This is a genomic window from Shewanella sp. FJAT-51649, assembly GCF_019457435.1.
Classification (GTDB): domain Bacteria; phylum Pseudomonadota; class Gammaproteobacteria; order Enterobacterales; family Shewanellaceae; genus Shewanella; species Shewanella mangrovisoli.
Genome location: NZ_CP080411.1, coordinates 587,432 through 601,919, shown reverse-complemented (window position 1 = coordinate 601,919; position 14,488 = coordinate 587,432). Strand labels below are relative to the sequence as shown.

Genomic DNA, 14,488 nt, shown 5'->3' with positions numbered 1-14,488 from the left:
TCCTTAATAAGATTAAATTCAGCTAGTTAAAACAAGCTCACTTAGGCTGGTAGCGCATATCAATATGGGGAATGCCATCTTCCAAATACATTTCGGAACAGGCGCTAAACCCGAGTTTTTGGTAGAAGCTTTTCAGATAATCCTGAGCACCGATTTGGATCCCCGCAGCAGGCCAAGTGCTAAGAGCGGCATCAATCGCCCGCTGCATCAAAGGCATAGCCAATCCTTTACCTCGTCCAGCAGATGACACAACGACTCGGCCAATACTGGCCTCGGGATAACTCAGCCCCGGAGGTAAAATGCGGGCATAGGTGAGTAACTCGCCAGCGGGCGATAGGCCAATAAAATGCTGGGTTTCAGGGTGCCTATCTTTATCGTCAAGCTCTGGGTAAGCACAGGCTTGCTCAACCACAAACACATCGACTCTCAGTTTGAGAATGTCATACAAAGTGTTAGCAGTTAATTGATTAAATTTAAGATTTTGCCACTCGACTGAATCTTGTATCGACATAAAAAGGCTCTGCGTACAACCGGAAAAGAGCTCGAGTCTATCACAGGTCTACACATAAAAAAGCGCCTTAATCCTGGGGGAATTAAGGCGCAAGGGTTACGCATTGCGAAAACGAAATGAGTCAGTCTTATTCGACAACCGCATCGTGGGCGACAGGCCCTTGAGGTTTACGGATAAGCAGCACAGCCACCACGGCAATTAACAACAGGGCACCCATAATCAGAAACACATCGTTATAGGCTTGAATATAGGCCTGCTGACTCATGGTTTGCCCTAATAGCGCCTTGGCCTGCATGGAGGCGGTATAGGGATCCGAGCCGCCCTGTTGCAACATACTGGCGCTCTGATTCAAATACTCCTGCGCCTGCGTGCTGACCGCAGGCAGAGACTCCTTCACATGGGCCAAATGGCTGCGGGCCAAGTTATCGGTTAAGGTCGCCACCAGCGCGATACCAAAGGCGCCACCTAAGTTACGCATCACGTTCAGCACGGTCGAAGCCGAAGGATTCTCGTGGGGCTTTAAATGGGCCGTCGCCAACATGCCAATGGGCACTAAGATAAAGGGCTGGCCTAAGGCGCGCACCACTTGGGAGGCGATCATCTGCGGCCCGGCGTAATCGGCGGTCATTTGGCTATTCATGTAATAACTGAGGGCAAACATAAAAAAGCCGAAGGCGGCTAAGTAACGCCCGTCGAAACGTTGCATCAACCGCGGCACTAATGGCAATACCAATAGCTGCGGGAAGCCCATCCACATAATAACTTCGCCAATTTCCAGCGGAGTGTAATCATGCACTTGGGACAAATAAAGTGGGATCAAATAGATAGCACCAAAGAGTGCCATCCCCAGCAAAAAGTAAGCTATGGTCGAAAGCACAAAGTCGCGTTTACCGAGCAAGCGTAAATTCACTAAAGGATCTTTACGTTTAAGCTGGATCCACACAAACAGCACTAAATTCACCGCGGCAATAATGGCGAGATTGCGGATCAAATCCGAGCCAAACCAATCTTTACGATTACCTTCCTCAAGCACCACTTCGAGGCAGCCCATGCCCAGCGCCATGGTGACAATGCCGGCTAAGTCGGCATTTTTCAGTTTGTCCCACACCACAGGGCGCTTTTCGAGGCCATAAGCCAGCATCGCCATTACCAGCAAGCCTGGCGGCACGTTGATATAAAACAGGTAATGCCAGCTAAAATGCTCAGTTAACCAACCACCTAGGGTTGGGCCAATCGAGGGCGCAAACGTCGCCGTCACCCCGAATAACGCCATCCCCACTGCACGTTTATTCTCGGGTAAAAATTCTAAGATCAGCCGAAAGGCCAGCGGGATCAACGCTCCACCAAAGAAGCCCTGCAACGCCCGAAAGGCGATCATGGCCTCAAGGTTCCACGAAATCGAACACAGGATAGAGGCAAAGATAAAGGCAGCAGTGGTCCACAGCAGATAACGCCTGACCGAAAGCCCTGTGCTTAACCAGCCCGAGAGCGGGATCGCAATCATCTCGGCAACGAGATAAGCCGTTGAAATCCAACTGCCTTCCTCCAGTGTTGCGCCGAGGCTACCTTGGATTTCCTTCATCGAGGCATTGGTGATTTGAATATCGAGGATCGCCATAAAGGCGCCAATCAAACCACCGAAAACGGCAATCCACGAACGGCGACTACCACGCTCATATTCGCTCGGTATAGCCCCCGCGACTATAGCCTCAGGTGCCGCTGCAATTGTGCTCATGTTAACAACCTACTTAGCGACCGACGTTAGCAGCGATGGCTGTCGTCGGATGCGACGCAGTATCGACCTTGACCACAGCACTTAAACCGGGGACGACACGCGCCTCTTCTTCGGAGAGATCTAAACGGATCCGCACAGGGATACGTTGCACGATTTTCGTGAAGTTACCCGTGGCATTTTCGGCGGGCAGCAGACTAAATTTGGCTCCGGACGCCGGTGACAGACTATCGATAACACCTGTAAAGGTTTTGTCGGGAAACGCATCGAGACTGACCTGCACCGACTGCCCAGGTTGCATATGTTGGATTTGGGTTTCTTTAAAGTTCGCCGTGATCCACACAGCCCCATCCGGAACCAAACTGTAGAGTGCCTGGCCGGGCTGCACATATTGCCCCACCATGGCGCCGCGTTTACCAATCACCCCAGAAAAAGGCGCGGTCACGCGGGTATCATTAAGCTGAATTTTAGCCAGCTCCAATGCCGCATTCGACTGTTCAACCACTGAACCAGCCTGATTCAGCTGGGCATTAAACACGGCGAGCTCACGCTCTTTAGCCACTAACAGTGCTTTGGCTTCATCTAGCCCTGCTGCGGCAGAATCAAAACCAGCCTGTAATTGGTCGACATCGTCCTGTGAGCTGTAGTTGCTGACTTTTAACTTTTTAGCACGAGTTAACTGTTGCTCGGCACGCAGTTTGTCGGCCTGCGCCGCAACCACGCCCGCACTCGCTTGACTGATCAACGCGTGCTGCAATTCCACCTTAGCGGCTAAGGTTTGCAGATCGGCCTTAGCACTGGCGAGTGACGCCTCGGCTTGGCTGACTTTGGCGCTAAACTGGTTATCTTCAAGTTGCGCCAATAACTCGCCCTTGCGCACATGTTGGTTATCGGTCACATCGGATAACACCACATAACCCGGTACTTTCACGCTCACATGGGAGATATCGGCCTCGACATAGGCGTTGTCAGTGGTTTCGATAAAACGTACTTGCGTCCACCAGTAATAACCGCCACCCGCAACGGCGGCGAGCAATAGTGGAACGGCGATGATGAGTTTACTTTTGGACATGAATTACTCCTTGATTAGTGAGTGCTAGTGTACTACTGTCTCATCACGTTTATTAGATAGCTAAAAATCAACCCACTGTTTCACAGGTGTAACAATCATGGATCTCAATCGTGTGCAGATATTTGCCCAAGTCGTCGAGCAAGGTAGCTTTACTGGCGCCGCTAAGGCCCTTGGTTTAACTAAGGCCACTGTCAGCCGCAAGATTGCCGAACTGGAGTCAGATACAGGCACCCAATTGTTATTCCGAACGACCCGCGCCCTCAAACTCACCGAGGCGGGATCGAGTTACTACAATCGGATCAATAAGATCTTGAGCGATCTGCAGAGCGCAGAAAACCAACTCAGCGCCCATCAGCAATTGATTAAAGGCAACCTAAAAATAGTGTGCCCCATCGAATTAGGCCAATTGTTCCTCGGGCCTATCTTCGCCCAGTTTTTAACCCTTTATCCCGATATCACCATTGAGGCTGAGCTCACTAACCGCAAGGTGGATGTGATAGAAGAAGGTATCGATTTGTTATTCCAAATCGCCGACTCGAGCGATACTCGTTTGCAGAGTTATTCCTTAGTTAACGCCTACAAATCCTTGATGGCAAGCCCAAGTTATTTAGCCGAACATGGCACGCCAAAAGTGCCGCAGGACTTAGCCAAGCATAAAGCGATTCGCTTACAGTCGGCGCATATCGAAGGTGCGTGGAAGCTGTTTGATGGCCAGTCTTGGGTGGTGATTGAACCGGTAACCCAACTCACGGTAAACAATGTCACTATTGCCCGCGAAGCCGCCATTGCGGGGCTTGGCATTACGGCCGTGCCGTCGATTATTGCGCAGGAGGCGATAGAGAAAGGCTATTTAGTGCCACTCCTCGACGATTACCCGATGGTGCAAACCAAAGTGGTGCTCAGTTATCCCAAACGGGCGTATTTGCCGCGCAAATACCGTGTCTTTATCGAGTTTATTTATACCGCCCTGTTCAAACGCTGGGGTTCACAGGTATTAGAAGTGCCGGAATTTATTGGCCAGCAAGAACCCAATAACCCTCGTTCGACTTAACAATTGTAACCTTGCCGAGCTGAAATTAGCCGATGAAGGATAAATCCAGAATGTCAGAATTGCCTTAATCCTTAAGCCCCTATAAGCTTGGCAAGGTAACAGGCAGCAAAAGACCCTTAGGTTTTCCTGATACAGTTAACACAATAAAATTTAACATTTCATTTTTAATTTCGGAGGAAACCTAATGAGCTTAATTAAAGAGTTCAAGGCTTTTGCGTCCCGTGGCAATGTGATCGATATGGCGGTGGGTATTATCATCGGTGCCGCTTTTGGCAAGATAGTCTCATCCTTTGTGGCCGATATCATTATGCCGCCAATTGGGATCATCTTAGGTGGCGTGAATTTCAGCGATCTGAGCATAGTGTTGCAAGCCGCCCAGGGCGATGCGCCAGCGGTAGTGATTGCTTACGGTAAATTCATTCAAACCATCATCGACTTTACCATTATCGCCTTCGCGATTTTTATGGGCTTAAAAGCCATTAACAGCCTAAAACGCAAACAGGAAGAAGCGCCGAAAGCCCCACCAGCGCCGACCAAAGATCAAGAGCTGTTATCTGAGATCCGCGATCTGCTTAAAGCGCAGCAAGAAAAGTAAGCTAACGCTATTTTCTTATCCGATTGATTGTAATAAAAAACCCATCGACTTCGATGGGTTTTGTTTTTGTTCAAGTGCTTAGCTTACTCGGGCACGTCGTGCACGGTTTCACTATAGTCTTGCACCACTTCGGCAACGCGGATGCGATAAGAGTTAAATAAGCAAGGCACAATGCCGGATTGCTCAGCAATGCTGTGGGCCATTTGATTACGCCATTGGGTAATAGAGGCCATATCATCCCAAAACGATAAACTCAGCACCTTGCCATCGTCGGTTAAGCTCTGAAACCGTTCAATTGAAATCAGCCCCTGACGCCCTTCTAAATATTGGCGCATCTCGGCTGCCACATGCAGATATTCTTCCTTGCCTTCTTTCGTGGGCACGACTTCAAAAATGACTGCGATCATAATGCTCTCCAAAGATAGTAATCCTTAATACCAGAGCTAAGCCTAGCCTAGATCGCACGCGATAGCTCACTGATTTTTAACTTTAACATTGAGCCTTGCCACAAAATGAGGCCAAGGCTCTACATCTCACTAAGCTGACGACTTATCGTGGCGATATAACCAACGATACAGGGTCGGCAACACCAATAACGTCAGTGCCGTAGAGCTAAACAGCCCGCCGATAATCACCACCGCCAGTGGCTTTTGGATTTCACTGCCCACACCCGATGACACTAAGATGGGGATCAAGCCCAAGGCCGAGGTCAAGGCCGTCATCAGTACGGGGCGTAAGCGGCCAACTGTGCCTTCGTAAACCGAGTCATAGAGCGACTCGCCGCTCTGCCTGCGCTGGTTAATCGAGTCCACTAATACCACGCCATTGAGCACCGCCACCCCAAACAGCGTGATAAAACCGATGGAGCTCGGCACCGACAGATAAGTGCCGCTGACAAATAGCGCCACGATCCCGCCGATCAATGCCAGAGGAACGTTCGCCATGATCAATAAGACCTGCTTCACTGCGCCAAAGGAGAAGTACAACAGCAAAGCAATCAAAGCGATAGAGATAGGCACCACCAACATCAGCTTTTGTTGTGCCCTCTGCTGATTTTCATACTGACCGCCCACTATCACTGTATATCCCGCGGGCAAATCGGCCTGAGGCACTAGCGCATAGATATCTTTGACCACAGATCCCATGTCCCGCCCCGCCACGTTGGCTTGCACCACCACGCGGCGCTGCACATCATCACGGCGAATATTCGGCGGCGCCATTTCCACCTCAACACTGGCAACCTCGCCTAAACGTACAGTTGCGCCATTGCTGCCGCTAAGGAGTAAATCCTTAATCACATCCGGGCTGCTGCGATACTCGGCAGCGAGGCGCAAATTAATGTCGTATCTAGCATTACCGTCGATCACCTGTCCAGCACTCGCGCCACCAATCCCTTGGCTAACTAGCGACATCACTTGATCGACACTGATGCCATAGCGGGCAAGTTGTGCGCGGTCTGGCCGCACTACAAGCTGCGCCTCACCACTCACCTGCTCGAGTGACACATCCACAGCGCCGGGGATTTTTGCCACCAGATCGGTGAGCACTTGACCCTTTTCAGATAAGACGTCTAAATCGGGGCCAAAAAGTTTAATCGCCAACTGTGCCTTTACCCCAGAGAGCAGCTCATCGACCCGCGTCGCAATCGGTTGTGAGAAGGTGAGTAGCAGTCCTGGGAAGACACTGAGCTTTTCCTCCATTAGCCGTTGCAGCTCCAAACGCGAGCTAGCCGATTGCCATTCTTCGATGGGTTTAAGGCCGATATAGACTTCGATATTGCTGACAGGCTCAGGATCGCCGCCTAATTCGGGCGCACCGATACGGCTCAAGGCATATTCCACCTCGGGGAATTCCAGCAGCATGGCCTCAAGCTTTGGCGCCACATCTAAGGAAGTGCCAAGGCTCGCGGTCGGTGCCAGCGTCACCCTCAGGTTAATGGTGCCTTCCTCTAGCTCGGGCACAAACTCGGTCCCCAGCCTTGGCAGCAAAACCATACTCATTGCAAACATCAGCAACGCGCTGATCATCACCAACTTTGGCCGAGCAAGGGTTGCACTCAGCAGCTTGCGATAGGCCGAGTCCAAAGGTGCTAAGACGACGCTCTCCTTAAGCACAACGCCACGCTTAAACAGATAAACCGCCAGTGCCGGCACGGCAATCAAGGCCACCAGTAAGGCGGAAATCATCGCCAAAATAATGCTGACCGCCATAGGTTGGAACAACTTGCCCTCAACCCCTTCTAGCGCAAATAGCGGCGCAAACACCACAATGATGATGGCGGTCGCGAAGAAGATCGGACTGCACACCTCTTTCGCCGCCAGCATGATGCGTACAGCCATGCTGTTATCCGCCTCAACGGCGCGGATACTACCATCCTCATCGCCATGGTATGGGTCGACTTCGCCATCCGCGCGGCTTCTCGCCTGGGCTAAATGACGGCGATCTGGCTGAGTTAAATGTTTGAAAATATTCTCAACCATCACCACAGAACCATCGACCAACATCCCAATGGCCACCGCTAACCCGCCGAGGGACATCAAGTTGGCAGACAGGCCATAGTAAGACATCACCATCAGCGCCAAACCAATGGATACTGGGATAGACAGCAGCACCAACAGGGTGGCGCGGATATTCACAAGGAACAGCGCCAAGATCACCACGATAAACACAAAGGCCATCAGCAGTGCATCTCGCACTGTGGTAACGGCTTTATCTACTAAGTCCGCTTGGTCGTAAAACACTTCGAAAGACACACCCTTAGGTAGCGCCTGCTCAATCAGATTAATCCGCGCATCGATATCATCAATCGTCGCCTTAGTGTTGGCGCCCATGCGCTTAAGCACCACGCCCGCCACCACTTCGCCCAAGTCTTGCGCCTGACCCGCCTCATCGCGGCGCGTCATAGTCACGGCCCCAACACGGATCTCACTGCCAAAATCGACCTGAGCAATGTCGCCCACTCGCACTGGCGTGCCACGCACTTCAGTCAGCGGAATTTGGGCAATTGCGGCAAGCCCAGCTTCACCCGCGGGTAACATGCCATAACCCCGCACCACCAATTGCTCCTGACCTTGGTCCATAAACCAACCACCGGCGTTGCGGTTATTGCTCTCAAGTGCCTCGCTCACCTGAGCCATCGACAAACCATAGGCTCGCAACTTGTTAGGGTCGACCTGTACTTGATACTGACGCACCTCGCCGCCAAAGGATAAAACATCGGTCACGCCGCCCACGGGCATCATGATCAGTTTGACGAGGTAATCGTTAAGGCTTCGCAGCTCGGCGGCATTAATACCCGAGCTAGGGTCGGCCCGCAGAATGTACTGATAAATCTGCCCTAAACCTGAAGTGTTAGGGCCAATTTCTGGCACCCCCACTCCGCTTGGGATCATCTCCCGCGCCGCCTGTAACTGCTCAAACACTTGCTGGCGAGCAAAGTAAATATCCGTGCCCTCGGCAAATACCACGGTCACGATGGACAAGCCAGTACGCGAAAGTGAGCGCACCTCAGTCACCGCCGGCAAGGCATACATGGCCGATTCGACCGGATAACTGATGAGCTTTTCCACCTCTTCGGCGGCCAAGCCCTCGGCCGCGGTATTGATGGTCACCTGTACGTTGGTGACATCGGGAAAGGCATCCAAATTCAGTTTGGGCAACATGGCCACACTGGCGGCCACCACAGCAAGCAGTGCCAGCACTACTAATAGCCGATTTTTAATCGCGGCTTCGATTGCTTTTTGCAACATAAAAATTCCTCGCGCATTCGCCCTAAGCCTTTAAAAAGGCGTAAAAAGAGGGCTTGAGAAGGTTCGACTCATCGGCATTAGTGGGCATGAATATCAAAGCCAGCTTTGGCCAGCTCCGACGCCAAGAAAAATGCGCCTCCCACTACCACTTTTAGTTGTGCCTGTCGCGCCTTATCCAACTTGTCGCCGCGCACTAGGCTTAAGCCGCGCTGACGCTGTACTAGCTCCACCTCAATGGCTTCGAAACCATCTTCGTCTTGAATAAAGATCTGCCAATCACCATCCCCACTGCGGGTAAGCACCGCATCGGGCAAGACGATTCCAGCAGATAAGCCTGATGATAAGTCGCCACCCTTAGGCGCATCGGCAAAATACAGCTCGGCAAATTGCCCCGCGTGCAACACATGCTCAGGGTTTGGCATGCTGACTAAAATCTGCTCGGTACGGGTCACACTATCCAGCTCATGGGAGCGGCCAATAATCTTGCCCGCCAGCGTTTTATCCCCCACTTGCACCAACGCCGGGCCGCCGACATTCACATTGGCCGCCTGCGCCGGAGTTAATTGCGCTTCGACCCAAAGGTGCGATTCATCGGTTAATTGCATTAATGGTGTGCCAGCGGTGAACACTTGGCCTAGCATGGCGATATCCTGCTGCACACGGCCATCGATAGGCGCTAAAAGTTGATAGCTGCCGATAGCTTCAGGGGTCGACTCTAAGGTACGAATCTGTTCAGGGGTCATTTTGATCGCATCTAAAATCGCTCGCTTCAGTTCGGCATCGACCTGCGCCTGCATTCTGCGGCTCACGCTCACCGCGCCCTCACTCATACGACGCACTCGACTCCACTCGGCAGCGGCATTAATATATTCCGCCTGCGCCTTGGCGACTTCTGCGCCGCCTAAGGTCAGTAAGGGCTCACCTTTTTTCACCTCTTGGCCGGGCACCACATGGCGCGCCTGCACCCGCACATCCAGCTGCGGCGCTAAGGTCGCGGTTCTATCACGATCAACCACTAGAGTGGCGGTCGCCATAGTATCGAGGTTGAGATTGCTAAAACTTAAACTATCGCTGCTCAAGGGCAACAGGCGCACGCCTGCGAGTTCCAACTGCGCAGGCGTAAAAGTGAGTGCCTGCTCACCATGGTCATCTTCAGTCGCTGAAGCACTTTTTTCTGCCTTATTGGTAACCTTTTCAGCGTCGTGATCATGGCCTTCACCCGCGAAGGTCGGCGTCGTCAGGGTTAAGAAGGTCAGCATCAAGGCCAATGCTAAGCGGGAAGGAGTAAATAACGACCTTAAGCCCGCAGCAGACACTGTGCCCAAAGTTTGGAAAGACGATTTTTGAGTAAATGAATTCATAGTATTACCTCACGATTACTTTGCTGGCACGGCGTGTATGGAAGAAATGGATGTTGATTTGCCGACGGATGTGTCGGCTAAGGTGTCAATCATGGGCAGCAGCTGACCGCTGTCCCCCATCCAAGTTAACCAACTCTGATAAATTGCCGTTTCGAGGTTTAAACCGACCAAATAACTGGCCGCGAGCTGGCGCCGACTCTGCAAATACTCGCTAGTACTCACATCACCCGAACGCCACTGCTCACTTAAGGATTTAGCGGCTTTACTCCCCGAGGCTGCGACTCGCTCGCGCCAATCTTGGTAGCGCGCCAGTAAACGGGGTAAGGCATGGGTAAATTGTGCCTGTTTGGCAGTAAGTACTCGCTCACGGGCTAAGTAGTTCTGCTCCGCGATAGCGATGCCTTTATCGGCAACCGCCTGTAACTCACTGTAGTTATTCCGCACCTGCAAAGGGATGGCCACGCCGACGCCAAACTTGTTGTCATCGCCTTCCTTTTCAACACCGAGGTTGATGGTGGGATCGGCCGCCGTGTCCGCCTTAACCTTCATGGCATTAGCCTTGGCCAACAACACCTGTTGATGGGCACTGGTCAATGCGGGTAAATCCACTTTCGGGGTCAATTGCGACACCCATTGGCCAATTTCGGGGATAAACTCCCTAAATCCCAGCTTATCGACGCCGAGTAATTCGATGACTTTGCCATCGGCCACTAACGCCGCTTGCTCGGCCAGCGCATAGTCGGCGGTGTTACTCGCCAGTTCGAGCTTTAGCAGTTGCAACTCAACATCGGATAAATCCCCCGCAGCAAAGCGCTGCTCGGCAATATTGAGCTGTGCCTGCGTAAACCTTAATTGCTGCTCGGCGAAGGTCAGCGCCTTATTGCTTTGCGCCTGCTCGGCCAGTGCCAATAGCCGCTCGGCCAACATCTGACTGCGCTCTAGCTGTATATCCGCTAACAGGATTTGCGCCTCGAGCTGAGCAAGGCGAGTCGCCACGCCGCGCTTATCGCCCCAATCTAGGGTTTGACTCAGCCCTAGACTGTAGGTATCTGTGTCGGCATTTTGATAATTGAGTCCAAGCTCTGGGTTATAGATAGCGCGATCCGCTGCCGCAATGGCGAGCTCAGCCTGTTGCTGCCTAGCAATTTGCGCCTGCACTTCGGGTAACTGATTAATTTGCTTGAGTAACTCTGGCATCCACTGCTTGAGGGAAGCTTGAGTTTCTTCGGTTAATAGCTCGCCTTGCGCTAATAAAGTGCCTTCAGCATTTAGCTCGCTCACTTCAAGGCTTGAGGTTGCTGCAACAGCAGAGTGAACCTGTCCGCCAACGAGCACGAGTGTGCTAAACAGGCCAAACAAGGTCTGGGCGATAATGGTTTTATTCATCGCAATTCCTAACAATATCTAATATTGATTGGCCCACGCCATAGGCATACGGATACCAATCGAACACTCCCCAAAGGCGTTAAATATCGAATAAGCTCAAAGCGCTAGCGCGAGCCATGGGCGTTTTAGACCCATTATCGATGCTGTGGGGATAAATAAAGGGCTTATGGCGACGCACAAAAACGCTGCGATACGCGATAAGCAAATATTGAAGGTTAAGCGATGGGAGGGCGGTACTTAGGTAATTGATCTGCCGAGAAATAAGCTAAATCAGCCGGCACATAGGCCATATCAAACGCGACAGTCGTTTGGTTCTCGGTATGGGATAACAACGCCACATGACCGCCGTGACATTGGCAATCAAGGCAAAGGTCAAAATCTTGAATTTCAGTGGTTTGCACTAAGTGTGAGTGGCCACTCACGCTCGCCGTTGCTATGCCCGACTTAAGTGCCGTTTCGCCAAACGCCTCGGCACTGAATCCGAGTGTCTGCTCATTGGGACACACACAATCCACACATTCGGCCAAGGTGGTCACGGGAGCACTAAATTGGAGATGGGGATGATTCTCGGCTTCTTCAGCACCATTACCCGCATGTAACTGATGCGCACCCAAATTCGCGCCCGCAAATTGCAGCACGATAATGGCTATCAGTAGGGTGACCATTCGGCTAAAGAATGGCTTGGCGGTCGAAATCAAATATCACCTTTGGACAATTCAGTAGGTTGTTAAGCAATAGCTTGTGCAACTTCAGACAGGGATTCTAAGCATAAGTTCACAGCTTGCAACTAAAAAGAAGCCAAGCTGTGACGCTACTAGCTTGAAAAGCTTATTTAAACACGCAGTGTTTTGCGTAATCGGCGGCTTCGTTCGCCGTCCAATCACCAGAAGGTTTATCCTTCATTTGCTTACACCAAGCTTCACTGCCCACTTCTGGCGCACAGGCACTTAAGCCTGCGGTAAAGGCCAACACTAAGGCGATAGCGCCTAATTTAGCGGTCGGTTTGGCAGTCATAGTTTTCAACAAAGACATAGTTAATTCCTTATAAGTAATACCCACCATGGGCCGTTAAAAAGTTGAACGTTTCGCAATCCAGTCGATGGCTTTAGCTTTTTGTTCTAAGGGGAACCAAGCCACTTCGCCCTGCATAAAGGGGCCGAGTAAACGCACTGCGTTACCCACCCAATCTGGGCCACCAACAAATACTAAGGCTTCAAAATTAGGGAGTTGGACTTCGCCGCTGCCCGTTAGCGACTCAAATTCCCAGCCTTCGAGTAAGACGTCCGCCTCGATATATAGGCAAACTTGTCCCCAATCCTTGCGGTAACTCTTAATGGCCGGCTGTAAACGGGTACGATAATCGGTTGATGAGAGTCGACCACTGGCGAAAAGACTGATAACACCCTTAGCAATATCGGGGATTTGGCATAACATAAAGGCACTCCGAAACGAGAACACTATTTTGCAAACGGGCAAACACGCCTGCCCAGCAAGAATGCGCCGATGATAACAAATCTATTGAAAAGCCATAAGCAGTTATTGCTCGCTTCTCAAAGCAATTGGACAAAACCCTAAGTCTGCCATGATAAAAATCTCAAACCGTGTGGAACTTCCGGAAAATGAAATCGAGTGGCAATTTATCCGCTCAAGCGGCGCTGGCGGGCAGAATGTCAATAAAGTCTCCACCGCCGCCCAATTGATTTTTGATATCAGAAACTCGTCATTACCCGAGTTTTATCAGCAGCGCCTGCTACAAAAAGCCGATCATCGCATTACCGCCAGCGGCAAAATCATTATCAAATGTCAGGCAAGCTGCAGCCAAGAGGCGAATCGGCAAACCGCCTTGGAGCAATTTATCGCCCTGGTTGCCAGCGTGGCCGAAGTGCCCAAAAAACGTATTCCAACCCGCGCGACCAAAAGCAGCCAAACCAAACGCTTAGATGCGAAAAAACAACGCGGCGCCACTAAGGCCATGCGACAAATTAAGTTTGATTAACCCCACCGACAACGCGGTGACATTCATAATGCAAAATCCGCCCGAACAGGTTAAGTTAATGGCATTCAACCCGTTAAGGCATGTCGTAAAAGGAAAGTGTAATGAATCATAAAGTTCTGCTCATCAATGGCCCCAATTTAAACCTCCTTGGCCGCCGTGAGCCCAGTGTTTACGGTCATCAAACCTTAGCCGATATTGTTGCCCTGTTAACTGAACAAGCGCAGACGGCGGGCGTACAACTTGAGCATATTCAATCGAATGCCGAATTTGAGCTGATCAACGCTATCCATGCCACCGATGCGCAGATGATCATTATCAACCCCGCCGCCTTTACCCACACCAGTGTGGCCCTGCGTGACGCACTGCTTGGGGTGGACATCCCCTTCTTTGAAGTGCATTTATCCAATGTCCATGCCCGCGAGCCCTTCCGCCACCACTCCTATTTGTCCGATAAGGCCATTGGAGTGATTTGTGGTTTCGGCGCCCAAGGCTATGAGTTTGCCCTCGCGGCGGCGATTAAGAGATTGAAGGCATAAACGCGATTAGCGTGAGTACTGGGAGCCACAAGCCATGGCGGTTGACCTTCGAAAGATCAAAAAACTGATTGAATTAGTGCAGGAATCTGGGATTGTGGAACTCGCGATTACCGAAGGGGAAGAATCCATTCGCATCACCCGCTACAGCCAGCATACCTCAAGCACACCTGAGGGCGCGCACAATCCTGCGCCCTCTTCAGCACTCATGCCAAAGCCTGCCAAAGCCCGTGACGCCTTGCCCGTGATTGAAGGTTTTGTGCAATTATCGCCCATGGTCGGTACCTTCCATGCATCGCAAGGCCAAACCGAGGCGCCGCTGGTGCGTGTGGGCCAAAGGGTGGCGCGCGGCGACACGCTTTGCATTATCGAAGCCATGCGAATGCAAAATCCCATCGAGGCCGAGCGTGACGGCATAGTCGGCGCCATTTGGGTGAAAGACGGGGACGATGTCGCCTTCGACCAGCCGCTGTTCACTCTGATCGAAACTTAGACTTCGAAA

Annotated in this window: 15 protein-coding genes; 5 read left to right on the top strand and 10 right to left on the bottom strand. The window is 51.6% G+C overall.

Annotated elements, in window-relative coordinates; genetic code table 11:
- Positions 1-37: 37 nt before the first annotated feature.
- The 3 genes from K0H59_RS02665 to K0H59_RS02655 all read right to left on the bottom strand — a co-directional run bounded on the left by K0H59_RS02665 (position 38) and on the right by K0H59_RS02655 (position 3,315).
- Positions 38-511 carry a GNAT family N-acetyltransferase gene (locus K0H59_RS02665; RefSeq protein WP_220054585.1) on the bottom strand — a complete coding sequence of 158 codons (474 nt, stop codon included), beginning with the start codon at positions 509-511 and terminating at the stop codon, positions 38-40.
- A 127-nt stretch (positions 512-638) separates the two neighbouring features.
- Positions 639-2,246, bottom strand: coding sequence for a DHA2 family efflux MFS transporter permease subunit (locus K0H59_RS02660; protein WP_220054584.1), 1,608 nt, complete (start codon positions 2,244-2,246; stop codon positions 639-641).
- A gap of 13 nt (positions 2,247-2,259) precedes the next feature.
- Complete coding sequence (locus tag K0H59_RS02655) at positions 2,260-3,315, bottom strand: HlyD family secretion protein (protein ID WP_220054583.1); 1,056 nt, start codon at positions 3,313-3,315, stop codon at positions 2,260-2,262.
- A gap of 97 nt (positions 3,316-3,412) precedes the next feature.
- Here K0H59_RS02655 and K0H59_RS02650 point away from each other — a divergent pair, with 97 nt between their 5' ends.
- Together K0H59_RS02650 and mscL are read left to right on the top strand one after the other, a co-directional pair.
- On the top strand, positions 3,413-4,366 hold the full coding sequence (locus K0H59_RS02650) for a LysR family transcriptional regulator (RefSeq protein ID WP_011621324.1): 954 nt from the start codon (positions 3,413-3,415) through the stop codon (positions 4,364-4,366).
- A 184-nt stretch (positions 4,367-4,550) separates the two neighbouring features.
- Complete coding sequence (mscL, locus tag K0H59_RS02645; RefSeq protein WP_011715722.1) at positions 4,551-4,961, top strand: large-conductance mechanosensitive channel protein MscL; 411 nt, start codon at positions 4,551-4,553, stop codon at positions 4,959-4,961.
- Positions 4,962-5,044: 83 nt separating this feature from the next.
- Here mscL and K0H59_RS02640 read toward each other — a convergent pair whose 3' ends face one another.
- The 7 genes from K0H59_RS02640 to K0H59_RS02610 all read right to left on the bottom strand — a co-directional run bounded on the left by K0H59_RS02640 (position 5,045) and on the right by K0H59_RS02610 (position 12,891).
- Entirely contained in the window at positions 5,045-5,368 is a 324-nt protein-coding gene (locus K0H59_RS02640; RefSeq protein ID WP_011627310.1) for an antibiotic biosynthesis monooxygenase, read from the bottom strand.
- 129 nt (positions 5,369-5,497) lie between these two features.
- Positions 5,498-8,710, bottom strand: a complete 3,213-nt coding sequence (locus K0H59_RS02635; protein ID WP_220054582.1) for an efflux RND transporter permease subunit — start codon at positions 8,708-8,710, stop codon at positions 5,498-5,500.
- 77 nt (positions 8,711-8,787) lie between these two features.
- Positions 8,788-10,071, bottom strand: coding sequence for an efflux RND transporter periplasmic adaptor subunit (locus tag K0H59_RS02630; protein WP_220054581.1), 1,284 nt, complete (start codon positions 10,069-10,071; stop codon positions 8,788-8,790).
- Between the two features lie 15 nt (positions 10,072-10,086).
- A complete protein-coding gene (locus K0H59_RS02625; RefSeq protein WP_220054580.1) occupies positions 10,087-11,457 on the bottom strand; it encodes a TolC family protein in 1,371 nt (456 codons plus the stop codon).
- 215 nt (positions 11,458-11,672) lie between these two features.
- Positions 11,673-12,122, bottom strand: a complete 450-nt coding sequence (locus tag K0H59_RS02620) for a hypothetical protein (protein WP_220055545.1) — start codon at positions 12,120-12,122, stop codon at positions 11,673-11,675.
- A 163-nt stretch (positions 12,123-12,285) separates the two neighbouring features.
- On the bottom strand, positions 12,286-12,489 hold the full coding sequence (locus tag K0H59_RS02615) for a DUF3012 domain-containing protein (RefSeq protein ID WP_011621316.1): 204 nt from the start codon (positions 12,487-12,489) through the stop codon (positions 12,286-12,288).
- Positions 12,490-12,525: 36 nt separating this feature from the next.
- Positions 12,526-12,891 carry an STAS/SEC14 domain-containing protein gene (locus tag K0H59_RS02610; RefSeq protein ID WP_011621315.1) on the bottom strand — a complete coding sequence of 122 codons (366 nt, stop codon included), beginning with the start codon at positions 12,889-12,891 and terminating at the stop codon, positions 12,526-12,528.
- A gap of 148 nt (positions 12,892-13,039) precedes the next feature.
- Between K0H59_RS02610 and arfB the strand changes: the two genes are divergently transcribed.
- From arfB to accB, 3 genes are all read left to right on the top strand, one after another.
- On the top strand, positions 13,040-13,453 hold the full coding sequence (arfB, locus tag K0H59_RS02605; RefSeq protein ID WP_220054579.1) for an alternative ribosome rescue aminoacyl-tRNA hydrolase ArfB: 414 nt from the start codon (positions 13,040-13,042) through the stop codon (positions 13,451-13,453).
- A 101-nt stretch (positions 13,454-13,554) separates the two neighbouring features.
- Complete coding sequence (gene aroQ, locus K0H59_RS02600; RefSeq protein ID WP_220054578.1) at positions 13,555-13,989, top strand: type II 3-dehydroquinate dehydratase; 435 nt, start codon at positions 13,555-13,557, stop codon at positions 13,987-13,989.
- A gap of 34 nt (positions 13,990-14,023) precedes the next feature.
- Positions 14,024-14,479, top strand: coding sequence for an acetyl-CoA carboxylase biotin carboxyl carrier protein (gene accB / locus K0H59_RS02595; protein WP_220054577.1), 456 nt, complete (start codon positions 14,024-14,026; stop codon positions 14,477-14,479).
- The last annotated feature ends 9 nt before the right edge of the window (positions 14,480-14,488 follow it).